Origin of the sequence: Pseudomonas sp. MYb118 (assembly GCF_040947875.1) — a bacterium.
Taxonomy (GTDB): Bacteria; Pseudomonadota; Gammaproteobacteria; order Pseudomonadales; family Pseudomonadaceae; genus Aquipseudomonas.
In genome coordinates, this window is record NZ_JBFRXN010000003.1 from 518075 (window position 1) to 544449 (window position 26375).

At 62.1% G+C, this 26375-nt stretch carries 24 protein-coding genes; 9 read left to right on the forward strand and 15 right to left on the reverse strand.

What is annotated here, in order from left to right:
* Positions 1-79 precede the first annotated feature (79 nt).
* Together ABVN20_RS23850 and ABVN20_RS23855 are read left to right on the forward strand one after the other, a co-directional pair.
* Positions 80-2143 (forward strand): ATP-binding protein, encoded by a 2064-nt coding sequence (locus ABVN20_RS23850; protein WP_368558207.1) that lies wholly within the window; start codon positions 80-82, stop codon positions 2141-2143.
* A gap of 158 nt (positions 2144-2301) precedes the next feature.
* Positions 2302-4938, forward strand: a complete 2637-nt coding sequence (locus tag ABVN20_RS23855; RefSeq protein WP_368558208.1) for an excinuclease ABC subunit A — start codon at positions 2302-2304, stop codon at positions 4936-4938.
* Between the two features lie 208 nt (positions 4939-5146).
* Here the strand turns inward: ABVN20_RS23855 and ABVN20_RS23860 are convergent, their stop codons facing one another.
* From ABVN20_RS23860 to ABVN20_RS23885, 6 genes are read right to left on the reverse strand one after another with little or no spacing between them, the layout of a single operon-like run.
* Complete coding sequence (locus ABVN20_RS23860; protein ID WP_368558209.1) at positions 5147-7090, reverse strand: response regulator; 1944 nt, start codon at positions 7088-7090, stop codon at positions 5147-5149.
* On the reverse strand, positions 7080-7955 hold the full coding sequence (locus ABVN20_RS23865) for a sensor histidine kinase (protein WP_368558210.1): 876 nt from the start codon (positions 7953-7955) through the stop codon (positions 7080-7082). Before ABVN20_RS23865 ends, ABVN20_RS23860 begins: the two co-directional genes overlap by 11 nt.
* Positions 7948-8952 (reverse strand): ATP-binding protein, encoded by a 1005-nt coding sequence (locus tag ABVN20_RS23870; RefSeq protein WP_368558709.1) that lies wholly within the window; start codon positions 8950-8952, stop codon positions 7948-7950. The genes ABVN20_RS23865 and ABVN20_RS23870 overlap by 8 nt, the downstream gene beginning before the upstream one ends.
* Complete coding sequence (locus tag ABVN20_RS23875) at positions 8949-9353, reverse strand: ATP-binding protein (protein WP_368558211.1); 405 nt, start codon at positions 9351-9353, stop codon at positions 8949-8951. Before ABVN20_RS23875 ends, ABVN20_RS23870 begins: the two co-directional genes overlap by 4 nt.
* Entirely contained in the window at positions 9350-9712 is a 363-nt protein-coding gene (locus ABVN20_RS23880) for an STAS domain-containing protein (protein ID WP_368558212.1), read from the reverse strand. Before ABVN20_RS23880 ends, ABVN20_RS23875 begins: the two co-directional genes overlap by 4 nt.
* 4 nt (positions 9713-9716) lie before the next feature.
* Positions 9717-10568: an STAS domain-containing protein gene (locus tag ABVN20_RS23885; protein ID WP_368558213.1), complete on the reverse strand. Its 852-nt coding sequence runs from the start codon at positions 10566-10568 to the stop codon at positions 9717-9719.
* Between the two features lie 235 nt (positions 10569-10803).
* Here ABVN20_RS23885 and ABVN20_RS23890 point away from each other — a divergent pair, with 235 nt between their 5' ends.
* Positions 10804-10980, forward strand: coding sequence for a hypothetical protein (locus ABVN20_RS23890; protein ID WP_368558214.1), 177 nt, complete (start codon positions 10804-10806; stop codon positions 10978-10980).
* Positions 10981-11107: 127 nt separating this feature from the next.
* Here the strand turns inward: ABVN20_RS23890 and ABVN20_RS23895 are convergent, their stop codons facing one another.
* Entirely contained in the window at positions 11108-11743 is a 636-nt protein-coding gene (locus tag ABVN20_RS23895) for a TetR/AcrR family transcriptional regulator (RefSeq protein WP_368558215.1), read from the reverse strand.
* Between the two features lie 160 nt (positions 11744-11903).
* On the opposite strand from ABVN20_RS23895, the gene ABVN20_RS23900 reads away from it, so the two are divergent.
* From ABVN20_RS23900 to ABVN20_RS23915, 4 genes are all read left to right on the forward strand, one after another.
* Positions 11904-13070: an ATP-NAD kinase family protein gene (locus ABVN20_RS23900; RefSeq protein ID WP_368558216.1), complete on the forward strand. Its 1167-nt coding sequence runs from the start codon at positions 11904-11906 to the stop codon at positions 13068-13070.
* A 36-nt stretch (positions 13071-13106) separates the two neighbouring features.
* Positions 13107-14510 carry an aminomethyl-transferring glycine dehydrogenase subunit GcvPA gene (gene gcvPA, locus ABVN20_RS23905; RefSeq protein WP_368558217.1) on the forward strand — a complete coding sequence of 468 codons (1404 nt, stop codon included), beginning with the start codon at positions 13107-13109 and terminating at the stop codon, positions 14508-14510.
* Positions 14507-16063 (forward strand): aminomethyl-transferring glycine dehydrogenase subunit GcvPB, encoded by a 1557-nt coding sequence (gcvPB, locus tag ABVN20_RS23910; protein WP_368558218.1) that lies wholly within the window; start codon positions 14507-14509, stop codon positions 16061-16063. The genes gcvPA and gcvPB overlap by 4 nt, the downstream gene beginning before the upstream one ends.
* Positions 16064-16196: 133 nt before the next feature.
* Positions 16197-17819, forward strand: a complete 1623-nt coding sequence (locus ABVN20_RS23915) for an acyl-CoA synthetase (protein ID WP_368558219.1) — start codon at positions 16197-16199, stop codon at positions 17817-17819.
* A 257-nt stretch (positions 17820-18076) separates the two neighbouring features.
* Here ABVN20_RS23915 and ABVN20_RS23920 read toward each other — a convergent pair whose 3' ends face one another.
* Positions 18077-18514: a nuclear transport factor 2 family protein gene (locus ABVN20_RS23920; protein WP_368558220.1), complete on the reverse strand. Its 438-nt coding sequence runs from the start codon at positions 18512-18514 to the stop codon at positions 18077-18079.
* Positions 18515-18764: 250 nt separating this feature from the next.
* Positions 18765-19286, reverse strand: a complete 522-nt coding sequence (locus ABVN20_RS23925; RefSeq protein ID WP_368558221.1) for a DUF4142 domain-containing protein — start codon at positions 19284-19286, stop codon at positions 18765-18767.
* Between the two features lie 216 nt (positions 19287-19502).
* On the opposite strand from ABVN20_RS23925, the gene ABVN20_RS23930 reads away from it, so the two are divergent.
* Positions 19503-19745 (forward strand): DUF465 domain-containing protein, encoded by a 243-nt coding sequence (locus tag ABVN20_RS23930; RefSeq protein WP_368558222.1) that lies wholly within the window; start codon positions 19503-19505, stop codon positions 19743-19745.
* A gap of 110 nt (positions 19746-19855) precedes the next feature.
* On the forward strand, positions 19856-20044 hold the full coding sequence (locus ABVN20_RS23935) for a hypothetical protein (protein ID WP_368558223.1): 189 nt from the start codon (positions 19856-19858) through the stop codon (positions 20042-20044).
* 114 nt (positions 20045-20158) lie between these two features.
* Here ABVN20_RS23935 and ABVN20_RS23940 read toward each other — a convergent pair whose 3' ends face one another.
* From ABVN20_RS23940 to ABVN20_RS23965, 6 genes are all read right to left on the reverse strand, one after another.
* Positions 20159-21250, reverse strand: coding sequence for an SMP-30/gluconolactonase/LRE family protein (locus ABVN20_RS23940; protein ID WP_368558224.1), 1092 nt, complete (start codon positions 21248-21250; stop codon positions 20159-20161).
* Entirely contained in the window at positions 21247-22392 is a 1146-nt protein-coding gene (locus ABVN20_RS23945; RefSeq protein ID WP_368558225.1) for an SRPBCC family protein, read from the reverse strand. Before ABVN20_RS23945 ends, ABVN20_RS23940 begins: the two co-directional genes overlap by 4 nt.
* Before the next feature lie 107 nt (positions 22393-22499).
* Positions 22500-23363: a LysR family transcriptional regulator gene (locus ABVN20_RS23950; RefSeq protein WP_368558226.1), complete on the reverse strand. Its 864-nt coding sequence runs from the start codon at positions 23361-23363 to the stop codon at positions 22500-22502.
* A 153-nt stretch (positions 23364-23516) separates the two neighbouring features.
* On the reverse strand, positions 23517-24434 hold the full coding sequence (locus ABVN20_RS23955; RefSeq protein WP_368558227.1) for an IS110 family transposase: 918 nt from the start codon (positions 24432-24434) through the stop codon (positions 23517-23519).
* A gap of 748 nt (positions 24435-25182) precedes the next feature.
* Positions 25183-25497 (reverse strand): SCP2 sterol-binding domain-containing protein, encoded by a 315-nt coding sequence (locus ABVN20_RS23960; protein ID WP_368558228.1) that lies wholly within the window; start codon positions 25495-25497, stop codon positions 25183-25185.
* Positions 25498-25547: 50 nt separating this feature from the next.
* Complete coding sequence (locus tag ABVN20_RS23965; protein ID WP_368558229.1) at positions 25548-26258, reverse strand: histidine phosphatase family protein; 711 nt, start codon at positions 26256-26258, stop codon at positions 25548-25550.
* Positions 26259-26375 lie beyond the last annotated feature (117 nt).

The following is a 26375-nucleotide window of genomic DNA, read 5'->3' on the forward strand; positions in this document are numbered from 1 at the left end:
GGGCGTCAATCACAGGACTCAGAGCCAGTCGATGCATTTTCTAGACGATAGCCACGGGTGTGCCGGATGGCGCGGTGAGATGGCCGGTCGGATCCGCACGTTCGACTGGAGCCACACCGAATTGGGCAGCCTCGACACCTGGCCCGCCAGCCTGTGCAGTGCGGTACAGATGCTGCTGGCCTCGCCGGTGCCGATCGTGATGCTGTGGGGGCGGATGGGCTACATGATCTACAACGACGCCTACTCGGTCTTCGCCGGTGGGCGCCACCCCTATCTGTTGGGCGCGCCGGTGGAGCTGGGCTGGCCGGAAATCGCCGAATTCAACCGCAACGTGGTCGATACCTGCCTGGCCGGTGGCACCTTGACCTTCCACAGCAAGGAACTGGTGCTGCTGCGTGATGGCGTGCCCGAAGATGTCTGGATGGACCTGTATTACAGCCCGGTGGCCGATGATACGGGCAAACCGGCCGGGGTCATGGCCATTGTGGTGGAGACCACTGACCACGTGATCTCCGAGCGCCGGCGCCAGGAAGCCGAGGCTGCTTATCGTGCCGACAACGAACGGGTGCGCCTGGCGCTGAATGCCGGGGCCTTGCTCGGTTCGTTCGTCTGGGACATCAAGGCCGACCGGCTCTCGGGGGATGAGCGTTTCGCCCGGACCTTTTCCTTCCCGCCCGACCAGCGTCTCGACGACCTGCCCATCGCGTACGCCGAATCGAAGATCCACCCCGACGACTTCGCCTGGGTCAACGAGCAGGCCAACCGCTCCGTAGCCACCGGCGAGCCCTTCAACGCCGAATATCGGGTCCTGCGCCCCGACGGCGGTTATCTGTGGGTGCAGGCCAGTGGGTGCTGCGAGTTCGACGAGCAGGGCCAGCCGTTCCGCTTTCCGGGGGTGGTGATCGACATCCACGAGCGCAAGATCGCCGAAGAGTCGCTGCTCAAGTTCACCCGCAATCTCGAACAGCGCGTGGCCGATGAAGTCGGCGCGCGGCTGGCGGCCGAAGAGCAACTGCGCCAGTCGCAGAAACTCGAAGCCATCGGCGGTCTCACGGGCGGCGTGGCCCATGACTTCAATAACTTGCTGCAGGTGATCGCCGGCAACCTGCACCTGCTGGCGCGGCACGAGCCGGAAAATGCCAATGTGCAACGCCGGGTCTCGGCATTGATTGCGGCGGTGGAGCGCGGCGCCAAGCTGTCGGCGCAACTGCTCGCATTCGCTCGCCGCCAGCCGTTGTCGCCCGCGGTCTGCGACCCCCTGCAGATTTTCGAAGGCCTGGGCGAGTTGCTCCAACGAGCGCTGGGCGAGACCATCCAGATTGATGTGCGGCTGCCGCAGGCGTCCTGGTACATCCACGTCGATCGCAACCAGTTGGAAAATGCCATCCTCAACCTGGCGATCAATGCCCGCGACGCTATGCAGGGTGAGGGTGTCATCGAACTCAATGCGCAGAACGTCACGCTCGACCGCCAGTTCTGCGCCGGCAAGGGGATCGTCGAAGGCGATTACGTGCGGGTGGCACTGAGCGATACCGGTGTCGGCATGTCCGAGCAGGTGCTGGCCCAGGCATTCGAGCCGTTCTTCACCACCAAGGCCGATGGCAAGGGCACCGGCCTGGGCCTGAGCATGGTGTTCGGCTTCGTCAAACAGAGCGGTGGGCACATCGAGATGTCCAGTGTCGAAGGCGAGGGCACACGGGTGCAGTTGTATTTCCCGCGCAGCCGGCGGGCGTTGCTGGTCGAGCCCGCCGACCCTGGCCCGCACGAAAAGGGTGGTCACGAAACCATCCTGGTGGTCGAGGACAACGAAGCCGTACGGACCTCGGCCGTCGAGCTGCTGACGGAGGAGGGCTACCAGGTACTAACCGCCAGCAACGCCGATGTCGCCATGCAGATGTTGCTGGAGGGGGCGGCGGTGCAATTGATTTTCACCGACGTGGTCATGCCCGGCCTGATCAAAAGCACCGACCTGGCCGCCTGGGCCAAAGTGCAGACGCCGCCGGTGGCGGTGCTGTTCACCTCCGGCCACACCCGTGACATGATCTCGCGCAACCACCAGCTCAGCCCCGACACGTTCCTGCTGGGCAAACCCTACCGCCCCGAAGCGCTGATGCGCATGGTGCGTACGGTGCTCAATGGCTGAAACCCATTCCTGAGGGGGTGAGCAGGCTTCACTGTGGGAGCGAGCCTGCTCGCGATGGCGGCATTACATCCAATGAAGATGTTGAATGTTATAGCCCTATCGCGAGCAGGCTCGCTCCCACAGGTGAAAACCCCATAATTCCAATGACAAGGCCACCCATGACCGCCAAGCGCCCCACCAACCCACCTTCCAACATGGTCAGAGTGCGCGGGGCCCGTGAGCACAATCTCAAGAACGTCGACGTCGACATCCCCCGCGACGCATTGGTGGTGTTCACCGGGGTGTCCGGTTCGGGCAAGTCGTCCCTGGCGTTTTCCACCCTGTACGCCGAAGCGCAGCGCCGTTACTTCGAATCCGTGGCGCCTTATGCGCGGCGCCTGATCGACCAGGTCGGGGTGCCCGACGTCGATTCCATCGAAGGCCTTCCGCCGGCAGTGGCCTTGCAACAGCAGCGCGGTACGCCGAGTACACGCTCTTCGGTGGGCAGCGTGACCACTCTGTCGAGCCTGATCCGCATGCTCTACTCGCGCGCCGGCAGCTATCCGCCGGGCCAGCCGATGCTGTACGCCGAGGACTTCTCACCCAATACGCCTCAGGGCGCGTGCCCGGAGTGCCATGGCCTGGGACGAGTGTATGAAGTCACCGAAGCACTGATGGTCCCTGACCCCAGCCTGACCATTCGCCAGCGCGCCGTGGCGTCTTGGCCTCTGGCGTGGCAGGGCCAGAACCTGCGCGACATCCTCGTGACCATGGGCATCGACGTCGACATTCCCTGGCGCAAGCTGCCGAAAAAGCAGCGTGACTGGATTCTCTTCACCGAGGAAACCCCGACCGTGCCGGTGTATGCCGGGCTTACCCCGGAAGAAACTCGCGTCGCCCTCAAGCGCAAGATGGAGCCGAGCTACCAGGGCACGTTCTCCGGCGCCCGGCGCTACATCCTGCACACCTTCACCCATTCGCAAAGTGCGCTGATGAAGAAGCGCGTCTCGCAATTCATGATCGGCAGCCCGTGCCCGTTGTGTGCCGGCAAACGGCTTAAGCGCGAGGCGTTGTCGGTGACCTTCGCCGGCTATGACATCGGTGAACTGTCGCAAATGTCGCTGTTGCAGGTGGCCGAGGTCTTGCGCCCGGTGGCTGCGCACAGCTACATTGATGAAGGCGATGAAGCGGGCGAGGTGTTGACCCACCAGCAGACCCGCGACGCCCGCGAGCAACGGGTGGCCCACGGTGCCAGCGGTCACGCCAACGCCCCGGACGTGCGCCACACGCCCAACCTGTCGGTGGAAAAGCGCCTGGCCGCGCAACGCATTGCCCAGGACCTGCTGGAGCGGGTCAGCATCCTCACCGACCTGGGGCTCGGCTACCTGGCGCTGGAGCGCAGCACGCCGACCCTGTCTTCCGGCGAATTGCAGCGCCTGCGCCTGGCCACGCAACTGGGCTCGCAGTTGTTCGGGGTGATCTACGTGCTGGACGAACCTTCGGCCGGCCTGCACCCGGCGGACGGTGAAGCGCTGTTCGAGGCCTTGCAGGGCTTGAAGGCGGCGGGCAACACCCTGTTCGTGGTCGAGCATGACCTGGAAACCATGCGCCGGGCCGACTGGCTGATCGACGTCGGCCCGGCGGCGGGCGAACATGGCGGGCAGGTCTTGTACAGCGGGCCGCCCCAAGGCTTGGCTGGCGTGGAGAACTCGCAGACTCGAGATTACCTGTTTGCCGAGCAGGTCACGACCTCAAGGAGCGGGCGCAAACCGAAGGACTGGTTGCGCCTTGACGGCATCACCCGCAACAATCTCATTAACCTCAGCGCCGAATTTCCGTTGGGCTGCTTCACTGCCGTGACCGGTGTTTCCGGTTCCGGCAAATCCAGCCTGGTCAGCCAGGCGCTGCTGGAATTGGTGGGCGCACACTTCGGGCGCGGGGCTGGCGACGGCGAAGCCGCTGAGTTGAGCCTGGAAGACGACGCGCCGCAGGTCAGTGGCGGCAAGGTCAGCGCCGGCCTGGAATCCATCAAGCGCCTGGTGCAGGTGGACCAGAAGCCCATCGGCCGTACGCCGCGCTCGAACCTGGCGACCTACACCGGTCTGTTCGATAACGTGCGCAAGCTCTATGCCGCCACCGACGAGGCCCAGGCCGCAGGGTTCGACGCCGGGCAGTTCTCCTTCAACGTCGCCAAGGGCCGTTGCGCAACCTGCGAAGGCGAGGGGTTCGTCAGCGTTGAATTGCTGTTCATGCCCAGCGTCTACGCACCATGCCCGACCTGCCACGGCGCGCGCTACAACCCCGAGACGCTGGCGATCACCTGGCAGGGCCTGAACATCGCCCAGGTGTTGCAGTTGACGGTGGACCAGGCGGTGGAATTCTTCAGTGAACAGGCGGGCATTCGCCGTTCTCTGGAGGTGCTGCGCGACATCGGCCTGGGTTACCTCAGGCTGGGTCAGCCGGCCACAGAGCTGTCCGGTGGCGAAGCCCAGCGCATCAAACTGGCCACCGAGCTGCAACGCAACCAGCGCGGGGCGACCCTGTACGTACTCGACGAGCCGACCACCGGCCTGCATCCCCGGGATGTCGACCGCTTGCTGGAGCAGTTGAACAACCTGGTGGCGGCGGGGCACACGGTGATCGTGGTCGAGCATGAAATGCGCGTGGTGGCGCAGAGTGACTGGGTGATCGACATCGGGCCGGGGGCAGGGGATCAGGGCGGCAAGATCGTCGTGGCCGGTACGCCGCAGAAGGTTGCCAGTAGCAAGAAGAGCCGAACGGCGCCATTCTTGGCCAGGGTGTTGGGTAAGGGCTGATACCGCATCGCGAGCAGGCTCGCTCCCACAGGGGATCTATGGTGTTCCCATACCCCCTGTAGGAGCGGGCTTGCCCGCGATGGGGCCGGCACAGCCAACATGTTCATCGACTGACCCACCGCAATCGCGAGCAAGCTCGCTCCTACAGAGGATGTTTGAACAACACCGGTCCCCTGTGGGAGCGAGCCCGCTCGCGAGCTTTTGATCTTCAGGCCCCGTCGATCGTCCGCCGAACCTTGTCCAGCAACTCACTGATCTGGAACGGCTTGACCAGCATGTCCATGCCATCGCCGAGGAACACCTGGCGATTGAGGGCGTTTTCGGCGTAGCCGGTCATGAACAGGATCGGCAGGCTTTCGCGCCAGCCACGGGCAACGTCCGCCAGTTCGCGGCCGTTCATGCGCGGCAGGCCGACGTCGGTCAGCATCAGGTCGATGGACGGGTCGTTCTGCAAACGCTCCAGCGCGCTTTCGATATCACCGGCCTGGGTGCACCGATAGCCGGCATCCACCAGCACTTCGGCGACGAACATGCGCACCGACGGCATGTCCTCGACGATCAGCACATGCTCGCCAGTGCCCTGCGCATCGACCACCGGCGGGGCTTGCTCGACCGTGGTCGGGTCGCTGCTGGCCGGCAACATGATGGTCACTTCGGTGCCGCGTCGGGCCACGCTGCGGATGTGTGCGTCACCGCCGGATTGCCGGGCGAAACCGTAGATACTCGAAAGCCCCAGGCCGGTGCCCTGGCCCAGCGGTTTGGTGGTGAAGAACGGATCGAACACCTTGTCGATCACGCTGTGCTCGATGCCGGTGCCGTCATCGCGCACCGCCAGCGCCACGTAGGCGCCGTCCGCCAGTTTCGGGTCGCCATGGGAGTAGGCCGCATAGGTGCTGACCCAGATATTGCCGCCCTCGGGCAGGGCATCGCGGGCGTTGATCACCAGATTCAACACCGCGCTTTCCAGCTGGATGGGGTCGACCAGGGCGATAGCCGCCTTGGAGGTCAACTCCAATCTCAAGGTGATGTGTTCGCCAATGGTGCGCGCCAGCAGTTCCTCGAGTGAGCGAATGTGTTCGTTGATGTCCACCGGCCGCGTATTGAGCGGTTGCTGACGGGCGAAGGCCAGCAGGCGATGGGTCAGCGAGGCGGCGCTCATCGCCGAGTTGAGGGCCGCTTCGGCATAGAACTGAACCTTGTCCGTCCGTGCATCGGCCATGCGTTTCTGGATCAGTTCCAGGCTGGTGATGATGCCGGTCAGCAGGTTGTTGAAGTCATGGGCGATGCCGCCGGTGAGCTTGCCCAGGGCGTCCATCTTCTGCACTTGCAGTAACTGGGCTTCGGTGCGCACCCGTGAGGCGATCTCGGTTTCCAGCTGCGAGGTGGCGTCGTCCAGCCGTGCCAGGTGCGAGCGCTCGCGGTGCCGATGTTCGGTGACATCCTCGACGAACACCAGGCTCAGCTCCGGCGTGCGATAAGGCGAAATCTGCCACTCGGTCTCCCGTTCTTCGCCCTCGACCCGCATGTTCAGCGTACCTTTCCAGCGCTCGCCGACGCTCAAGCGCAGGCGCAGTTCATCGAGGATAACTTCCTGATGATCGGCAAACGACTCGCGCAGAGCGTCCGGGTCGCGGTTGTCCTGGATGAGCCGGGCGAAGGCATGGTTGCATTCGTGCACCTTGAGCTGGGCGTCGAGCACGGCGATGGGTGCGGAAATATTGGTGAAAATCTCGCGAAAGCGCGCCTCGCTCTCACGCAGGGCGTTTTCGGTGTCGCGTACCCGCAGCAAGGTGCGCAGGGTCGCGAGCAACACATCGGCGTCAACCGGGTGGATCAGGTAGGCATCGGCGCCGGCGTCCAGGCCGGTGATGATGTCGCCGGACTGTATCGAGGCGGCGGAAACATGGATCACCGGGAGCAGGGCGGTGGCAGGTTCCGAGCGCAGTTTGCGCACGATGTCGAAGCCGCTCATGTCCGGCAGGTTGACGTCCAGGATCAGCGCGTCGAAGGTTTCCCTGTCGATCAGGTCGAGACCTTCGCCACCGGTCCCGGCTTCTTGCACGATGTAGCCATGCCGTTCCAGGCGCCTGCGCAGGGCGTAGCGCGTGGCAACGTTGTCATCGACGATCAGCAGGCGGATATCACGTTTCATCGGCGGGCTCCGTGGCGATCGCCAGCGGGATGATCACAAAGAAAGTCGAACCAACCCCGGGCGTACTCTCGACGCCGACTTCGCCGCCCAGCAGGGCGGCAAAGCGTTTGCACAACGAAAGCCCCAGGCCGGTACCGCGCAGGCGCTTCTGCAGGGGGGAGTCGACCTGGGAAAAGTCCTCGAACAATGCACCATGCAGCTCGGGAGCGATGCCGATCCCGGTGTCGGTAACGGCGAAACGGATGCGGTCGCTGCCTTCCAGCCTGGCCGACACGCGCACTTCGCCGCGGGTGGTGAACTTCAATGAGTTGGAAATGAAATTACGCAGGATCTGCCCGAGTTTCTTGTCATCGGTGTACAACCTTGGCAGGCCGACGGGTTCCTCGAAAATCAGGTCCACGGCGCTGGCATCGACGATGGGCCGGAACATGCCGCGCAAGGCGGCGAACAGGTCGAACATGTCGAACCAGGCCGGAGAAATGGTGATGCGCCCGGCCTCGATCTTCGCAAGATCGAGAAGGTCGTCGACCATGTCGCTCAGTTCGCGCGCAGCATTGCTGACGAAGTTCACCTGTTTGTGTTGCTCGGGGCTCAGCGGCCCGTCGAGTTCATCGGTCAACAGGCTGGCGATGCTCAGGATCGAGCCCAGTGGCGTGCGAAACTCATGGCTCATGTACGACAGGAAGCGGCTCTTGAGGTCCGAAGCCTGGCGCAGTTGTTCGGCCTGGGTGTCGAGCTCGGCATACAATGCCAGTACACCCTGGTTGGTTTCATCCAGTTCCGCACGCAGAGCGTCCGCTTCGCCTTGCAGGCGTGTCACCAGGGCGGCCTGTTCGTCGATCTGACTCAGGGGTGTATCAGCCATGGGCTGTCTCCAGAGCAATGACCAACACCGTGACGTCATCACGCCCACGGCAGAAGTCGCGGTGCAGGATGGCGGCGATCACGGCGGGATGGCGGTGTACCAGGCCGGGATAGTCTTGCAGGTTCCAACGCGATTGCAGGCCGTCGCTGTACATGATCAACAGATGTCCATTCACTTGAGCATAGTCAAAGGGTTGGGTGCGTCGGAATTGTCCGCCAACGATGCCGGGATGGGAGGCCAGCCCACGGGATTTTTCCGGGCCGATCAGGCTGGCGCCGATGTTGCCGATGCCCACGAATCGCAGGGCGTTGCCATCGAACTGCGCGACGGCAACAGCACCGCCGCGGGTGCCGGTCATGGCGTCATGCAGGTCATTGAGTAACAGCGTCGGATCGGAGAAAGGCGCGACGGCAAAGGCTTTTTCGCCAGCCTTGGCCGCCTGTTCTGCCTCCGGGCCGTGTCCCAGGCCGTCGATGACCAATGCACTGATACCAGGGCCGTCGAATGCCAGATGCCAGGTGTCACCGCATGCAGGATCGTTGTGCAATGAATGCTGGCTGATACCTATCGGCAGGTCCCGAGCCTTGTCGTTGCGCGGGTAGAGGCGGGCCAACAGCGCCGCCCCGCGTGCATCGGCGTAGACATCGAACACTTCGGCCTGGCGTGATATGGCACCCAGGCCAATGCCCTGGGTGCCGCGGGTGGAAAAGCCGTCGGCCAGGCAGGCGTCCACGTCGAAACCGGCCGCGCGGTCGATGGCGAGGATTTCGATCCCCGCACTCGATGCGCGTGGCACCACCCTCAAGTGCAGCTCGCCGTGGCTGGCGTGTTTAAGGATATTGCTCGCCAGCTCCGTCGTCACCAAGGCCACCCGTCCGGCATCGGTGGCATCGAAGCCGTGTTTTTCCGCGACCTGCTGGGCAATACGACGCGCGTGACCGACCTGGCTGCTGTCTTCGATTGGCAGCACTTGGGTCATTGACCCCGAGATATTCATGTCCATCGGGTAATAGTTATGCGAGTACCTTTGCCGGGCTCGGTATCGAGTTCGAATTCTTCCACCAGCCGCTTGGCGCCGGTCAGGCCCAAGCCCAGGCCGCTGCCGGAGGTCCAGCCGTCGGTCATGGCCAGCTTGAGGTCCGGGATGCCGGGGCCTTCGTCACGAAACACCAGGCGCACGCCGGTACGGCTGCCTTCCTCGATGATCTGCCAGTCCATGTCGCCGCCACCGCCATACACCATGGTGTTGCGCGCCAGCTCGCTGACGGCGGTCACCAGTTTGGTCAGGTCGATCAGGCGCATGCCGCATTCGGTGGCCAGCTTGCGCGTGAGTTGTCGGGCCAGCACCACGTCCTGCTCGATGTGAATCGGTTGGGAGCCGCTGTTGCGCACGGTCATTGCTGGCGTACTCGGTCCTGAAGCAGTTTCATACCGCGCTCGACGTTCAGTGCGGTGCTGACACCGGGCAAGGTCAGGCCCAGCTCCACCAGGGTGATCGCCACGGCAGGCTGCATGCCCACCAGCACGGTCTGGGCGTCCATGATCCTGGACAGGCCCGAGATGGTGCCGATCATTCGGCCGATGAACGAGTCGACCATGTCCAGCGCCGAAATGTCGATCAACACGCCGCGCGCCGAGGTCCGGCTGATGCGCTCGGACAGGTCGTCCTGCAGGGTCAGGGCGAGTTGGTCATGCATGTCGACCTGGATGGTCACCAGCAGGAAGTCGCCCATTTGAAGAATCGGTATGCGTTCCATCGCCTTAGCCCGCCTTGCTAACGGTCAGCCCCACGCGGGTCAGGGCCAGTTTCAGTGCGTCGGCCAGGTTGGCCTTGGTGACTACGCCTTGCAGGTCCAGGCCCAGGTGCACAATGGTCTGGGCGATTTGCGGACGCACGCCGCTGATGATGCAGTCGGCGCCCATCAGGCGAATGGCGGTCACGGTCTTGAGCAGGTGCTGGGCCACGAGGGTGTCGACGGTGGGCACGCCGGTAATGTCGATGATGGCGATTTCCGAGCCGGTATCGACGATGCGTTGCAGCAGCGCTTCCATCACCACCTGGGTGCGTTGCGAGTCGAGGGTGCCGATCATCGGCAGGGCCAGGACGCCATCCCACAGCTTGACCACCGGCGTCGACAGTTCCAGCAGTTCTTCCTGCTGGCGCTTGATCACTTCTTCGCGAGATTTCTGGAAGGTGCGGATGGTGTGCATGCCCAGGGTGTCGAGCAGCTCGGAGATTTCCCAGAGTTGTTCGGCCAGTTGCGCCGGATTGTCCTTGTAGTGAACTTGCAGCAGGGCGAACAGTGGGCCCTTGAGCGCGAAGATGAAACTGGCGGTTTGCTGCGAGTCCTGGCCGAGCAGGGCGCGGCTGCGCGAGAGTTTTTCCAGGAACAGACGGATCTCGTCCCAGCCGCCGGCGGCCAGGTTCTGGCCATTGCCGCTTTCCAGGCCGTTGATGATCAATTGCAGGAATTCGGCGGTCTGTTGCTTGATTTCGATGTCTTTGAGGTTACGCGTGGCGCCACTTTGTTCAAGGCCGGTGAACCAGTCTGCAATCAGTTGCGTCTGGTTTTTCTTGATAGCGTCAAGTGTGCTGGTCTGCAGTGCTGCCATGTGCGTGAGCTCCTGGAAAGTGTGCGCCGATTCCCCGAATAACGACCGGCGCAGTTCAATGACATTGGCGTGTTGAAATAGTTGTTCGCTGCGGCGTGATTATTTAGCCCGGCGCATTAATACATTAGTTGGCACTGCGCAAAGTTGCGTCCATTTGACATCAATCAGCCATCGGAGGGAACCCTGGGCGGGCCGCGGCTTCGAAATGGTTATGGCAGTGATCAACGAGGTAGTTATGAGAACCCAGGACGACGGACAAACCCCTGAACCCGAAAGCGCCGACGAGTCGGTGGACCAGAAGCAACATCACGACGATAACGACAACGAATTCAGCCCGGGCTTCAAGCCTGATCCGGATCGACCCAAGCCCAGTGAAGAGACGGATGCGGACATTGATACCGATGGGGGCTAAGAGTTATCGCCATAAAAAAAGAGCCGCATGCGGCTCTTTTTTATGGCTGGCACGTTACCTGTAGGAGCGAGCTCGCTCGCGAAAAAACCATCAGGCTCCGCGAACAGCCAGGCAACCGTTGGACTCGTTAACGCCCATCGCGACGGTTCGACGCCTCGACGATCTCGCTCCTGCCGTCTGCCATCAGCAACCCCGAAGCCAGTGCAAGGAAGCTCTCGATGGCCCTTTCGGAGGCGGCCTGGGGATCTTGCGCATGGGCAATCCACAACGACGCGCCGAGCAGGGCACCCATGATCAGGCGGGCGGTGGCTTCGGTGTCGACCGGGCGAATGGTCCCTTCATCCATCAGGCGCTGAAGGCTGCGTTGAGTGCTGCCGATGCAGGCATTCTGGCTGGGCCATTGCGAAGGGTCACCCAGCGCGGCGGGGCCGTCGAGGAACACGATGCGCTGGATTTCAGGCTCCAGCGACATCTTGATGTAGGCGATGGATTCCTCGAGAAAGCCCTCCCAGGGTGTGTTCGCCTGTTCGATGATGACCGCCAGACGCGCCACCATTTCCGCATCTATCTGGGCGATGACCGCCTGTAACAGGCCTTTCTTGTCGCCGAAGTGGTGGTACAGCGCGCCACGGGTCAACCCGGCCTGAGCCGTGAAATCGTCCATCGAACTGTCCGCGTATCCCTTCGCGGCAAACGCGTGCCGCGCAGCCTTGATCAGTTTGCCGCGAGTCTCCGCGATCATGTCCGCACGCTTTTGAGCCATCGCTCGTCTTCCCCCATAAAAAATAACATTCGCGGCGTATGTCAGTTGACATGCGCGGCGTATGTCTTATTATTTCTCACATACGAGGCGTATGCAAATGGCGCGAGTCGTGTGCTCTCCGACATTTCTCTTGCCGCCATCCAACACAGGATACCGATCAATGCTCAAGCCGTGCGATTGCGTTACTTCACTGGACTCTGAGTTTCAGGGAAAAACCATCGGGTTGATCGTCAATCCGGTTGCCGGCATGGGCGGGCGCGTGGGGTTGAAAGGCACCGACGGGCCGGAGATTCTGCGCGAGGCCATGCTGCGCGGCGCACAGCCGGTCTCCGGCGAGCGTGCTCTGCTGGCGCTCAAGCGTCTGGCGGCGTCGAACACGCCTTTTCGTCTGATGACCGGCTCCGGTGAGCTGGGTGAAGACGTGGCGCGCAGCGTCGGTCTGGAACCCATTGTCGTTTACACCGCATCGCCCGGTTCGAGCCAGCCGGACGACACACGCAAGGTCGCGCTGGTCATGGCGTACGCCTGCGTTGATCTGCTGCTGTTCGCCGGTGGCGACGGCACCGCCCGTGATGTGTTGGCGGTGGTCGGCGACCGGGTGCCGATCCTGGGTATTCCGACGGGCGTCAAAATGTATTCCGCCGTCTTCGGCACCAACCCGGAAAACGCCGGCCATCTTGCCGCGCGGTTCGTCGCGGCAGAGTCGTCGGTGCGCTTTCGCGAGGCTGAGGTGATGGACATCGACGAAGCGGCCATGCGCAACGACCAGGTGTCGGCGCAACTCTACGGCTATGCGCGCAGCCCCTACGAACGCCACCTGGTGCAAAACGCCAAGGCCGGCTCGGTGCCCAACGAGAATCTGGCGCTGGACGCCGCCTGCCGGCAAATCGTGCGGCAGATGCAGGCAGGTTGCCTTTATCTGCTGGGGCCGGGCACGACGACGCGCCGGGTGATGACCGAGCTGGGCCTTCCTTCGACGCTGCTGGGCGTGGATGCCGTCATGGACGGCGCGCTCGTCGGTGCTGACCTGAACGAGCAGACGCTGCTGCGGCTGATGGAAGGACGTGAGACCCGCATCATCGTCGGCGTGCTCGGTGGCCATGGCAGCTTGTTCGGGCGCGGCAACCAGCAGATCAGCGCCGAGATCATCCGCCGCACCGGGCGCGAACACATCATCGTCGTCACCTCGATGGACAAGCTGTTGTCCCTCGATGCCGGCTGCCTGCGCGTCGACACCGGTGACGCCGAGGTCGACGGGATGCTCAGCGGCCACATCCGCGTTCACACCGCACCTGACCGATCGGTTTTCTTCAGGGTTCGAACCTGATCTTTCGTTTCATCCGAAAAACACGAGGATACATCCATGAGCAATCATGTCGCCCATCCGTACATGGCGAACTCTGTGCCTGCGCTCAAACAGGAGATGCTCGACTCGATCGGCGTCGCCAGCATCGAGCAATTGTTCCAGCAGATCCCCGATGAACATCGCCTGCAACGTCCCATCGACTTGCCGCCGGCCCTCAATGAAAGCGAGCTGCGTCGACATCTGGTCCGCACGTTGTCGAAGAACAAGACCTGCGAACAGAACCTCAACTTCCTCGGCGCCGGTTGCTGGCAGCACCATGTTCCGGCTGCCTGCGACGAGGTGGTGCGCCGTAATGAGTGGCTGACGTCGGTGTTCGGCGAGCCCAGCTCGGACCACGGGCGCAATCAGGCCTGGTTCGAATTCTGCAGCCAACTCGGTGAGCTGCTGAACATGGATCTGGTCGGCATGCCCGTGCGCAGTTGGGGCTGCGCCGCCGGTCATGCGATTCGCATGGCCACGCGCATCACCGACCGCAGCGAAGTCGCGGTGGTCCGTGCCATCGACCCGGAACGGCTGTCGGTCATCCGCAACTATTGCGAGCCGGTGGACATGCCGAGCCACATCGTCGTGCGTCTGGTCGATTACGACCCGGCAACCGGCTTGCTCGATCTCGACCATCTGCGTGCTTCGATCGGCGCGCAAACGGCTGCCGTCTATTTCGAAACCCCGTCCTACCTCGGTGTGATCGAACAGCAAGGCGCGCAAATCGCCGCCATCGCCCATGCCGTGGGGGCAGAAGTGATCGTCGGCGTCGACCCTATTTCCCTGGGTGTCCTGGCGGCGCCGATCGACTTCGGCGCAGACATCGTGGTCGGTACCACGCAACCGCTCGGCGTGCACATGAACTGCGGTGGCGGCGTCAGCGGTTTCATCGCGACGCGTGACGAAGAACTGTATGCGCACCAGTATCCGACGCTGTTCATCAGCATTGCCGAAACCACCCAGCCCGGAGAATACGGGTTTGGTCTGAGTCTGTTTGAGCAGTCGTCCTACGGCCTGCGTGACAAGGGCAACGACTGGACCGGGCACTCGGTTTACATGTGGGCGATCGCCAACGCCGTGTACATGGCGATGATGGGCCCCAAGGGCTTCGAAGACGTCGGCAAGGTCATCCTGCAACGGGCGCATTACGCGGCGAAGCTGCTGGGCGACATCCCCGGTGTGCGGGTGGTGTTCCCCTCGGGGTTCTTCAAGGAATTCGTGGTCAATTTCGACGGCACCGGGCTCAGCGTGAAAGAGATCAACAAGCAACTGCTCGCGCTCGGGATCTTCGGCGGCAAGGACCTGACACAGGACTTCCCGGCGCTGGGGGCCAGCGCGCTGTACTGCGTCACCGAAATCCACACCCAGGCCGATCTGCAACGCCTGGCCGATGCACTCAAAAAGGTAATCGCACAATGAGCACGACACTCAAGCCATACCATGCCCCCGTGTGGAGCGAACCGGTCATTCTGCAGATGGGCTATCCGGGCCGCCGCGGTGTGATTTTTTCCGATGTCGAGGACGACGTGCAGGCGGCGGTCGGCAGCGCTGACGATTTGATCCCCGCGAGCATGCGGCGCTCGCACAAGCCGGCGTTGCCGGAAATGTCCGAGCCCGAAGTGCTGTACCACTACCTGCGCCTGTCGCAGCAGACGCTGGGCATGATGAACATCAGCCTGTTTGGCACCTGCACCATGAAATACAACGCGCAGATCAATGAGGCCATGGCCTGGCGCCCGGAAATGACCCACGTGCATCCCTACCAGGACGAGGACACCCTGCAGGGTGCGCTGGAAGTGGTTCACGGTATGGACACCATTCTGCGTGAGTTGTCCGGCATGGATCAGTTCATCTTCCAGGCCGGTGGCGGTGCCGATGCGGCGTACACCAGCTGCGCCGTGACCCGTGCCTACCATGCTTCGCGCGGTGAACTGGCGCAGCGTGACGAAATCATCACCACGATACAGACGCACCCCAGCAGTGCCGCGACGGCAGCGGCCGCCGGCTTCAAAGTCATCACCCTGATGATCGAGGAGAATGGTTACCCGTCGCTCGAATCGCTCAAGGCGGCCGTGTCCAATCGTACTGCGGCGTTGATGGTCAACAACCCGGACGACATGGGCGTGTACAACCCGCAAATTCGCGAATGGGTGAAGGTGGTGCACGAGGCGGGCGGCCTGTGCTTCTACGATCACGCCAACTTCAACGGCGCGATGACCAAAATCCGCGCTCGTGAACTCGGCTTCGATGCGTGCATGTTCATGCTGCACAAGACCTTTGGCGCGCCGAAAAGCGGAGTCGGCGGTCCGGCGGTCGGTGCTTATGGTTGCTCCGCGGAGCTGGCGCCATTTCTGCCGGCCCCCGTGGTGGCCTTTGATGGCGAACGCTACAGCCTCGATTACGACCGTCCGCAGAGCTCCGGCAAGATCCGTGAGTTCTGGGGCAACGTGCCGGTCATTCTCAAGGCCTATGCCTGGTCTCGTGCCATGGGCGCGCAGGGCATGGCGCAGGCGTCGGATATCTCGGTGCTGGCCAACAACTACATGGAAAAGGGTCTGCTGGCGATACGCGGCGTGACCCGCTCACACCCCGATGCCACGAGCCCGCGGATGGAAATGACCCGCTACAGCCTTGAGCAGCTCAAGGAGGACACAGGGGTAGACGTGCACGACGTGCAGAATCGCATGAGTGATTTCGGCATCGACCCCATGTGGAGCAGTCATCACCCCTGGCTGGTGCCTGAGCCCTTTACCCCGGAGCCGGGCGAAATGTACGGCAAAGAGGCTCTGGACACCTGGATTGCGGTGCTGGCGCACATCTCCGATGAGGCCTATTCCAACCCTGAGGTGGTCAAGACTTCGCCGCACAACCAGGCGATTCACCGGTTGAAAAGCGCACCGCTGGAAGACCCGGCACGGTGGGCCATGACCTGGCGCGCCTACCTGCGCAAAAACAAACGGCAGACGGCCTGAGTTACCCGCTACCGTTACAGCGGCCCCGTCGATCAGGCGGGGCCGTTTTGAAACCTGATCAGAGCTAACAATCAGCCATCGGAGGTTTCCAGCACAGCGACACCGGCTGGTGATCTCCCCACAGGACAACCTCATGTCGATTTACGAAACCGGCCTTGCGCCTTCGTCCGTCAACCATATCGCGCTCTCTCCGCTGAGTTTCATCGAGCGCACGGCGTCGGTCTACGGTGAGTATCCCGCCGTCATCCACGGTTCCATCCGGCGTAACTGGCATCAGACGTATGAACGCTGCCGGCGCCTGGCGAGTGCGCTGGACAGGCGCGGCATTGGCAAGGGCGATACCGTGGCGGTGATGCTGCCCAATATCCCGGCCATGCTCGAAGCCCACTTTGCGGTGCCGATGATCGGCGCGGTGCTCAATACCCTCAATGTGCGACTCGATGCGCAGGCGATCGCCTTCATGCTCGAACACGGCGAAGCCCGGGTGTTGATCACCGACCGTGAATTCCATGGCGTCATCACCGAAGCCCTGAGCCTGCTGTCCGATCCGCCACTGGTGGTCGATGTGGACGATCCCGAATACGGCGAAGGGCGTGCCGTCAGCGCGCTGGACTATGAAGCGTTGCTGGCCGAAGGCGATCCGCAGTTCGCCTGGCGATGGCCCGATGATGAATGGCAGGCCATCTCCCTCAATTACACCTCCGGTACCACGGGTAACCCCAAGGGTGTGATTTATCACCACCGCGGCGCTTACCTCAACGCCCTGGGCAATCAGATGACTTGGGCTATGGGCAATCACCCGGTGTATCTGTGGACGCTGCCCATGTTCCACTGCAATGGCTGGTGCTACCCCTGGACGGTCACCGCGCTGGCCGGCACCCACGTGTTCCTGCGTCGGGTCGATCCGGTAAAAATCCTCGAGCTGATTCGCGAACATCGAGTCAGCCACTTGTGCGGGGCGCCCATCGTGCTCAATGCGCTGGTCAACCTGCCGGAGGCAGCAAAGATCGCCATCGAGCATCCGGTCAGCGCCATGGTCGCCGGTGCAGCACCCCCGGCGAAGGTCATTGGTGCGGTCGAGGAAATGGGCATCAGGATCACCCACGTCTACGGGCTGACCGAAGTCTATGGGCCGGTGACGGTGTGCGCCTGGCATGCGCACTGGGATGAACAACCACTGCCCGAGCGGGCACGGATCAAGTCCCGCCAAGGGGTACGCTACCCGACGCTTGACGGGCTGATGGTCGCCGACCCGCAAACCCTGGCGCCCGTACCCAGCGATGGCACCAGCATGGGCGAGGTGTTCATGCGCGGTAACACGGTGATGAAGGGCTACCTGAAAAACCCCGAAGCGACGGCGGAGGCGTTCAGGGGCGGCTGGTTCCATACCGGCGACCTGGCGGTGCGACACCCCGATGGCTATGTCGAAATCAAGGACCGCCTCAAGGACATCATCATTTCCGGCGGCGAGAACATCTCCACCATCGAACTCGAGGACGTGCTCTATCGCCATCCGGCGGTGCTGGAAGCGGCCGTGGTGGCCCGCCCGGATGAAAAATGGGGCGAAACCCCTTGCGCGTACATCACGCTGAAAACCGGTCATGAGCACACGCAAGAGGCGGACGTCATTCAGTTCTGCCGTGAACACCTGGCGGGTTACAAGCTGCCTAAAACCGTGGTGTTCCGCGACCTGCCGAAAACCTCGACGGGCAAGATCCAGAAGTACCTGCTGCGCGACTGGGCCAGGGCGCTCTGAACTCAGCAGAACCAGGGGCCGGCGCTTCGCTGGCCTCTGGTTCTGCTGATGCTATACCGACGAATCTGCACCCTGGAGGCCGGCGGAGGCCGGCAAGCAGAGGTCATCGGCGTTCGGGATGTCCGCTGTGCCGGCGTCCTCATGCCTCAAGATATCGCAGGCAAAGTAGTCGGCGGGTCGGCAGTCGTTCTGCGGGCACATGTCTTCAGGCCGAAAGGCATAGGTTCTGAAAAAAGGCATCGGTGTCTCCAGCGCGATCAGAGTCGCGCGACTTTCTGCGGTTCGCCTCCGCCCCAATACAACCAGGTCCATCCATCGCTGTTGCGTTGGAAGACGCCGGTCGCGACGTACTGGACGACGGTGGGCTCGCCGTTTTCGAGGGTGTGGCCGTCGATGCGAATCTGCGCCCAGGCAATATCCCCGCGCATCCAGGAAACCACCAGCCGCGGCTCCCAGCGGATGTTCAGGGTGGTCACCCACGTCACCCCGTTCTGCACCGCCTCGGTCCCCATGAAATATTCATCCAGACCGGAGCCGGCGATGGCGACGTCCGGGTCGGCGAAAAAACGCGCGACGTCGGAGCCTGGAGTGGAAAAGCCCGCCAGGACTTCGGCGATAAACGCATTGAGCGATTCCCGGGTGGCCGGGTCGCAGATCATGGACGGGGATTGATAACCAGCGAGACGTTCAATCATCGGGTATTCCTCTTCAATTACGGGGTAGGCCGAAGGACGCGGCCGAGCGGTACGCTGAACATACGCAGCGTATGTAATTGATGTTATTTGGCATACATTGCGTATGTCAAGTAACGAGGCGATGAGACTTACCCCTGTAGGAGCGAGCTTGCTCGCGATGGAAGCCCAGGCAACGCTGAGTGTCAGATAGACCTCATTATCGTTGACCTCCATCGCGAGCAAGCTCGCTCCTACAGGGGACGGGGTCCAATTATTCGCTGGGGTGAGCGGCCTGCAGTTTCTTGGCCATTTCCAGGTGTTTCTCCAATCCAGGCAACATCTTCTGGGCAAAACCTTTCAGTTCAGTCGCGCCTTTGGTTTTGTCATCGGTCACCGTGTTGGCTTCCTTCTTGAACAACTCGATGGCTTCCTCGTGGGCCTTGACCTGATTGTTGGCATAGGCCGCATCGAACGATTCATCGCGCATGTCGAGGATCTTTTCCTTGGCCTGTTTCACCAGGGTCGTGGTGTCCGGCACTTCGATGTCGTTCTTCTTGGCGATGGTGGCCAGTTCATCGTTCGCCTTGGAGTGATCGGTGATCATCATGTTGGCGAATTCCTTGATGTCCGCTGACTGGCTTTTTTCCAGGGCGAGCCGGCTGGTTTCGATCTCCGCGATGCCGCCCGCAGCGGCGTTGTCGACGAAGTCATTGCTGGTGGCGGCAAAAGCCGTGCCCATGCCGGTACTCAGGGCGACAGCCAAGGCGAGGTGGCGCAGGTTAAATCCGTCCATTGGTCATTCTCCACACTGGTTTTTTTAGCGATCCGCTGATCGTTAATCTGTGGAGGCCGACGAGCGGACAAAGGTTTGATCGGGTTTGCCGGAGGGCGACGAACGGACACCGCTGGTCTGATTGGCGGTCGACAGAACCCGTCAACCAAGGCCATTCTGATAGTTGGCGAACGCAATAGATCGCGTTTGCAGTCGATCAACAAACGGAGGTGTTCCATGCCGGTGCCACACAACCTTTATGCGGATTTGAATCGTACCAAGGAAGATATCCAGCAAAGACGCACCAAGGATCCGTTACTGGATTCACTGCTTACCAAGTATTCGCAGGCGGATGCCGAGGTAGTGGAGGCTGAAAGCGCCAAATCGGATGCACCCAGTGATGACGCACTCAAGAAACTCAAGGAAAAGCGTCTGCTGGTGAAAGACAAGATTGTCCAGCAGCTCGAAAGAACATCCTGAAACAGCGGCCTCAGCCACCGACGACCGGTGGCTGGAAAATTGGAACGGCGTTAAATCCCGGCACCTCGAATGATCAGAGCCCGACTTCACGGCTCCATGCGAGGTGCCCCATGAACGATCCCAAATTCCCCAGCGAAGAGCAGGGCGGCTACGACCCCATTCCCACCGATCCACAGCCCTTGAGTCCGAACCGCACCACGGTCAACCCCGAGGATGAACCGGGCATTGATGAACTGCCCAATGACGAGGGGGCGATTCCGTTGAGGGAGGATGATGGGACGGACATTGAGCGGAAATGACCCCCCAGTCCACCTGTAGGAGCGGGCTTGCCCGCGATGGCGGCTTGTCAAACAACACATGTATCGACTGATACACCCTCATCGCGGGCAAGCCCGCTCCTACAGGGTCAGGTGCTAATCCTTGAGAGCCTCACTCAACGGCAACCGCGCCATGTGCTGCTCCTTCAACGAACCGAAATACAACCAGTCCCCATACTCGCGCACCGTGGTGATCGGCGAGTAATTGCCCTGGCTGCCATCCTGCAGATTGGCGATCACCTTGCCGTCCACGTCCAGCCCAAGAGCAAACCCGCGTTTCTCCACCGGCTTGGGCAGCACGGTCAGCGCCCGGGTGATCATCTTGCGCACGAATGGATGCTCAGCCGTGCCATCGAGCAAGGCGTTGCGCGGTGCATAGAGCGCCACCCAGAATCGGTCCCGGCCGTTGAACGCCAGGTTGTCGGGCAGCCCCGGCAGGTTGTCGATGAACAGGTCATGGGTGCCAGCCTTCGGCCCGGTCAGCCAATAGCGGCTGATGCGATAGGCGCCGGTTTCGTTGACCAGCACATAGGCATCGTCGGGACCCAGGGTCACGCCGTTGGCGAACTCCAGCTTGTCCAGCAGCACCGATGTTTTACCGGTCTGGAAGTCATAACGCAGCAGGCGGCCGTCACCGCCGTGTTCGATGATCGCCTCGCCGTCGTGGCCATAGCCGAAGCGACTGGAAGCGTCGCTGAAGTAGGCGTAGTGGCCGGGCTTGTCGATGGCCACGTCGTCGGTGAAACCAAAAGGCACGCCGTTCGCTGCGGTGGTCAGGGCCACCAGACGCCCCTGGGCATCCAGCGACAACAGGCCCTTGACCGCATCGGCGATCACCAGCAAACCGTTGGGGTGGCGCGCCAGGCCCAGCGGCCGGCCACCGGTATCGGTGAGCACTTTGGTGGTCTTGCCGTCGAGGCTGCTGCGGATCAGCCGACCGTCATGCAAGCCGGTGATCAGCACGTCGTTCTCCAGCAGCAAGGCCTCCGGGCCGTCGATGTCGCCTGGGCCGACGCGCTCGAGGCCTTTGAGGCGCTGGTTGTCGGCGTAGGGGCCGCTGCTCATCGAGGGCGCCGGTGGCGGCGTCCAGGCCACCGGCTGCACTTTGGTCGGCATCAGCAGCAGGAAGGCGAGAATGGCTACGATCACCGACCCCAGCAGATGATGAAACCTGACGGTTCGCCTCACACGGTGACTCCCGCCGATGTCAGGTGTTTCTCGGCCATCTCACGCAAGGCCAGCATCGAGGCGGCTGACTCGCGCTCGATGCGACGCTTGAGCAGCAGGCGGTTGGCGACCTGCATGGCCAGGCCGGTAAATTGATAGTCGAGGGTGCGCACAAAGCGCGTGGTGTCGCCTTCGGCCACGCATTCGTAAGTCAGCAGCAACGACAGACCGTTATCGCCCTGGGCCCGTGCGGACCAACGGCGGCCGGGCAGGTATTCGCTGACCACCCAGCTCAGATGCCCGTCGCGCCCGCCGGCGCGAATGTCTTCTTCGAAGTGTGCACCGGCATGCAAGGCGCCCTGGGGGCCTTCGATGCGCAGCGACGACGGGTGCCATTGCGGCCAGCAGGTCACGGTGCTGGCGTAGGTGAGGACGGCAATCGGATTGCCGGCGATGCTGATCTGATGTTGCATGCGGGTCATGGGCATTCTCGTCGTGTCCGTGAAGTCAGGCTCGGGCTCCCAGTAGAGGGTGCCGAACAGGTAGTCCGTCAGGGGAAAAACGATGTTGAAATTGCGCTCCTGCATCAGTTCGCGACGGTGATGCAGCTCGTGCAGGCGACGCATCTGCCGGATCCAGGGCCAGTGGGCCACGGGGTGGGTAGGCGGCAGGTGTTCGCAGGCATGGAACACTTCATAGGCCAGGTAGCCCAGCACCAGGCACCCGCCGACGAGGCCCGCAACGTTGCGGTCGACCAGTTGCAACAGCCACCAGATCGGCAGGCTGATCAGCAGCGTGTGCACCACGATCAGCCAGGCCGGAAACAGGATCACCCGCCAGTCGCGGGCGCTGTCGTAGGCCATGCTGCCAGGGGCGAAGAAACTGTGATGGTCACCCGCATGGCGGGCATAGAACAGGCGGGCGAAGCCTTTCTTGTGGTGCCCCAGGTGGCGATGCACGCCATACACGCCGACGTTGAACAGCAGCAACGTCAGCGGCACCGCCAGCCACTCCAGCGCCGTCACCTGATGGACGCGGCTCCAGAATAGCGCGATGGCCACGATGCCGAACGAGAGCACGAAGGCGCCGTGCAGCCAGGGGTTGTAGAGGGGGGAGATGGCCGCCCGGTAGCGGTGGCGAAAAGCTTCGGTGGTCTGCCTCACTGCATTCACCCGCGTTTATTGTTATCCCAGCAGATTAGACGATCCAGGCGCCTGCGCAGGCGCTAACGTCAGGGGACACAAATGCCAAGTTCCGGGATAAAACGCACTCAGCTCAGCGGGTTCCAGCGCTGGGACCAGTCGTCATCGGTCTTGATCACCTCGCGCAGCAGGTCGAAGGCGTGTTGCAGGGTGGCCGAGTCGCGATCGCGCGAGTACACCAGGTACGTCGGGTAGCTGAATTCCGGCGACTTGGGCACCTGTTCCAGCACACCGCTTTGCAGGTAGCTCTGCACGACACGGGTACGGAAATAAGCGCTGCCACCGTTTTCCAGGATGTATTGCAGGGCCAGCGGACCGAGGTTGAAGCTCAGCGCTGCCTTGGCTTTTTCCGGCAGTGCCGCATCGTGTTGACGGCGGAAGTCGTGGCCCCAGTCGATGTACACGTAGGGTTCTGTGCGGCCGGGCGTGCGCACCAGAATCAGCTTTTCTTCGAGTACCTGCTCAACCTGAAGACGCGGCCAGTATTCCGGTTGATAGACCAGCGCCGCATCCAGTACCCCCAGTTCCAGTTGGCGCAACAGATTTTCGCCGTCACGGATCTCCATGCGCAGCGCATGACTGGGGATCTTCTCGCGCAGTTCAGCGGCCCAACTGAGCATCAGCGGGTTGCACAGGCTGACCTCGCCACCGATGTGCAGCACATCGTGATAACCCTCGGGCAGCGGCAGGTCCCGGCGCGCCGCTTCCCAGGTTTCCACCAGTTGGTTGGCATAGACCACGAAGGCTTCGCCATTGGGCGTCAGGCGGGCGCCGGCGCGATTACGCACGAACAGGGTGCTGCCCAACTGGCTCTCGAGTTTCTGCACCCGGGCGGTGATTGCGGTCTGGGTGACGTGGAGCTTTTCTGCGGCGGCAGCAAGGCTGCCGTGGCGGACGATTTCCAGAAAGGTGCGGGCGAGGTCGATATCCATGGGGCGGCCGGTCGGTGAAGTGGTGGCATTGTAAGAGCAACTACCCTGTGGGAGCGAGCCTGCTCGCGATGGCGGCTTGATGGGCTGCGTTCCGCCCGGACCATAGGTCACCTTGCCATCCTGTGGGAGCAACTGTCTTACCCATACCGCTCATCACCGCCACTCTGTTCCGTCTCGCAGCATGGCGTTGAGTCTGATCAGCAGTATTCGCATGCAGGCGATGAGCGCGACTTTTGCGCTCTTGCCTCGCTCGCGTAAAGCCTCGTAGCGTGTTTTGAAGTCTGCCTGGTGGCGGATTACGACCCAGCAGGACATGTAGAGCGCACGTCGGACCCGAGCTCGTCCCCCGTAAATCTGGCGCTTCCCGCTGTGATTGCCGCTGTCATCGTTGTACGGCGCGATGCCGGCCAACGCCGCGATCTCCCGGCGATTCAGCTCACCAAGTTCGGGCAAGTAAACCAGCAAACTGGCGGCAGCCACTGTGCCGATGCCTTTAACAGCAATCAGCCGCTCGGTTTTCTCTGCATCCAGGTCGCGCATGCTTTGGTTGATGGCTTTGCCGAGTTGCCTGATCTGTACCTGCAAATAGCGAATGTGTTCCTCGATCATGCCGACAACCGCTGGCAGCTGGGCTTGTTGCAGCCGACGCTTGTTGTCGTCTCGCTGCTGAACCAAGTGTTCACGCAATTGAATCAGCTCGCGTAGAGCCTCTCGCTGAGGCGAGACGGCTGGGGCGCAGGGAGCATGCAGAGCTTCGGCGAACGCGGCCAGGACAGCGGCGTCGATCGGATCGGTCTTGGCATTCTTGCCCATTGCCACGGCAAAGGCTCTGGCTCGCCGGGGATTAATCCTGAGCACGTTGAAGTGCGCGCTTTGCAGGGCGGCCATGCTTTGGCGTTCATAGCCTCCTGTGGCTTCCAGCAAAATCCGGCCCACCTCGTAACGATTCAGGCGCTCGACCAGTTCAACAAAGCCTTCAGAGGTATTGGGAACGTCGAAGCCTTCGTTCTGCGGTTGAACCCAGACGACGAGCGTTGATTTGGCGATATTGATACCGACCCAGGAAATCATGGCAAAACCCTCTTACACTCAGGAGTGAGAGTGCTCTGGCTTTGCCCACGCTTGTGATTCGAGTGGCGCTCGTCCAACTGTTCGGGCTTATGGGCCAGAGTGGAAAGGTGGATGGCAGCTTGGCTCCCACACGTGCTTTAAGCACCGCGGACTCACAGCTTGCCATCCACCCCTCTCACCTCTGAGTTTATTCCCTGATCAAGACACAAGCGGGCTTGCCCGCGATGGCGGCTTGACAGGTGTACATATCCTTTTCTGTGGGAGCGAGCCTGCTCGCGATGGCGGTCTGACAGGTGTACATATCCGTTTCTGCGGTCATGGCCGCTTAGGGTTCCGCCCTTACGGCGGGTGACTTTGGGGCGCCAAAGTCACCAAAACGCCCGGCCCCTGACGTACGGCCCTTCGCTGGCGCTCCGGGTTCCCTCGCTCCGGTCCTGCTCCGTGGGCCCGCCGCCATCGGCCATCCTTGGCCGAGGGCGGCTAACCCGGCATCCATGCCGGGTTGCCCACTGCGCAGAACCTCCACTCGGCCTTCCGACGGGGCGATCTGTGTCGCCTGTGGGATCGCGGCTTTTCTTTCTGTAGGAGCGAGCTTGCTCGCGATGGTCGTCAACGATGACGCGGGAAACCTGATGCCCCGCGGCGCACTTCAGTCCATCGCGAGCAAGCTCGCTCCTACAGCGAACGGGCGGCTCAAAAATGACAAAACCCGCCACCAGGGCGGGTTTTGTGTGCTTTCGCGGCAATGTTACGCCGGGAACAGCTCGGACAGTTTCATCGCCAGCATCATGTCGCCTTCGGCGCGCAGTTTGCCGCCCATGAAGGCTTGCATGCCGTCGGTTTCGCCGCTGACGATGCCTTGCAGGGTTTCGCCGTCCATCACCAGGGTGACCTGGGCGTCAGGGTTTTCGCCTTCCTTGAGCTCGCAAGTGCTGTCTTTGACGATCAGCGAGAAGTGCTTGGTGTCGTCGATGCGAAAACCGAAGACCAGGTCCAGACCGGCAGCAGCGGCTGGGTTGAACTTGGCTTGCATTGCTTGTACGGCATCAGCTACGGAGGTCATGGTTCGATCCTTTTTGGGTGGGTTACAGCCAGGGTCACAAGAGTCCGGACTCAGCGAAATGTGATGAGTTCCGGGGCTTTCAACAGTTGCAGGTGTGCATGACTGTTGAAAGAAGCCAGTGCCACCTCGCGACCACGGAACTTCAATTGGTTGAGCGAGGTGTTGACGATTTGCCAGTTCAGTTCAAACGCCTGGCGAGCAGGCATTTGCGTAATCAGGTGGAGCAGGGCAGTGATGGTGCCGCCGGAGGTGAACACGGCGATTTTCTGGGTGTTGTCGGCGTTGTCCAGGATCCGGTGCAGGCCCGTCTGGACCCGCTCGACGAAACCCAGCCAGCTTTCCAGGCCCGGTGTGTCATAGGTGCCGGCCAGCCAGCGTTCGATGATCAGGGCGAAGATGCGCTGGAACTCGCTGCGGTTCTGCGCGGCGTTGCGCAGGATGTCCAACGCCTGCGGTTCATCGTCGAGCATGGCGGGCAGCAGGGCGCGGATCACCGCGTCGGCATCGAATTCGTTGAACGCCGGATCGGTTTCGACGATCGGTACCGGCAGGCCCACGGCGGCGAACTGCTCCAGCGCGCTGGCGGCGGTATGTTGCTGGCGGCGCAGGTCACCCGACAGGCAGCGGTCGAAGCTCAATCCCAGCCCGGCAAGGTGCTGGCCGAGGATTTCTGCCTGGCGCACACCCGTGGGCGACAGGACGTCATAGTCGTCTGCACCAAAGGAGGCCTGGCCATGTCGAATCAGATAAATGCTGCCCACGTCCGCGTCGTCCCGGTACGTTGAAGGTTCGGCGAGGTTATGAGGATGACGGTGTGCTGTCAATGAAAAAACATACGCTTGTTTGAAATGCCCGTTACAGGCCTGTTTCCTGAGGTT

Excerpts from the sequence above, each read along its gene's own strand:
- ABVN20_RS23850 (WP_368558207.1), top strand. The coding sequence starts at position 80 with ATGGCCGGTCGGATCCGCACGTTCGACTGGAGCCACACCGAATTGGGC.
- ABVN20_RS23855 (WP_368558208.1), top strand. The coding sequence starts at position 2,302 with ATGACCGCCAAGCGCCCCACCAACCCACCTTCCAACATGGTCAGAGTG.
- ABVN20_RS23860 (WP_368558209.1), bottom strand. The coding sequence starts at position 7,090 with ATGAAACGTGATATCCGCCTGCTGATCGTCGATGACAACGTTGCCACG.
- ABVN20_RS23865 (WP_368558210.1), bottom strand. The coding sequence starts at position 7,955 with ATGGCTGATACACCCCTGAGTCAGATCGACGAACAGGCCGCCCTGGTG.
- ABVN20_RS23870 (WP_368558709.1), bottom strand. The coding sequence starts at position 8,952 with ATGAATATCTCGGGGTCAATGACCCAAGTGCTGCCAATCGAAGACAGC.
- ABVN20_RS23875 (WP_368558211.1), bottom strand. The coding sequence starts at position 9,353 with ATGACCGTGCGCAACAGCGGCTCCCAACCGATTCACATCGAGCAGGAC.
- ABVN20_RS23880 (WP_368558212.1), bottom strand. The coding sequence starts at position 9,712 with ATGGAACGCATACCGATTCTTCAAATGGGCGACTTCCTGCTGGTGACC.
- ABVN20_RS23885 (WP_368558213.1), bottom strand. The coding sequence starts at position 10,568 with ATGGCAGCACTGCAGACCAGCACACTTGACGCTATCAAGAAAAACCAG.
- ABVN20_RS23890 (WP_368558214.1), top strand. The coding sequence starts at position 10,804 with ATGAGAACCCAGGACGACGGACAAACCCCTGAACCCGAAAGCGCCGAC.
- ABVN20_RS23895 (WP_368558215.1), bottom strand. The coding sequence starts at position 11,743 with ATGGCTCAAAAGCGTGCGGACATGATCGCGGAGACTCGCGGCAAACTG.
- ABVN20_RS23900 (WP_368558216.1), top strand. The coding sequence starts at position 11,904 with ATGCTCAAGCCGTGCGATTGCGTTACTTCACTGGACTCTGAGTTTCAG.
- gcvPA (WP_368558217.1), top strand. The coding sequence starts at position 13,107 with ATGAGCAATCATGTCGCCCATCCGTACATGGCGAACTCTGTGCCTGCG.
- gcvPB (WP_368558218.1), top strand. The coding sequence starts at position 14,507 with ATGAGCACGACACTCAAGCCATACCATGCCCCCGTGTGGAGCGAACCG.
- ABVN20_RS23915 (WP_368558219.1), top strand. The coding sequence starts at position 16,197 with ATGTCGATTTACGAAACCGGCCTTGCGCCTTCGTCCGTCAACCATATC.
- ABVN20_RS23920 (WP_368558220.1), bottom strand. The coding sequence starts at position 18,514 with ATGATTGAACGTCTCGCTGGTTATCAATCCCCGTCCATGATCTGCGAC.
- ABVN20_RS23925 (WP_368558221.1), bottom strand. The coding sequence starts at position 19,286 with ATGGACGGATTTAACCTGCGCCACCTCGCCTTGGCTGTCGCCCTGAGT.
- ABVN20_RS23930 (WP_368558222.1), top strand. The coding sequence starts at position 19,503 with ATGCCGGTGCCACACAACCTTTATGCGGATTTGAATCGTACCAAGGAA.
- ABVN20_RS23935 (WP_368558223.1), top strand. The coding sequence starts at position 19,856 with ATGAACGATCCCAAATTCCCCAGCGAAGAGCAGGGCGGCTACGACCCC.
- ABVN20_RS23950 (WP_368558226.1), bottom strand. The coding sequence starts at position 23,363 with ATGGATATCGACCTCGCCCGCACCTTTCTGGAAATCGTCCGCCACGGC.
- ABVN20_RS23955 (WP_368558227.1), bottom strand. The coding sequence starts at position 24,434 with ATGATTTCCTGGGTCGGTATCAATATCGCCAAATCAACGCTCGTCGTC.
- ABVN20_RS23960 (WP_368558228.1), bottom strand. The coding sequence starts at position 25,497 with ATGACCTCCGTAGCTGATGCCGTACAAGCAATGCAAGCCAAGTTCAAC.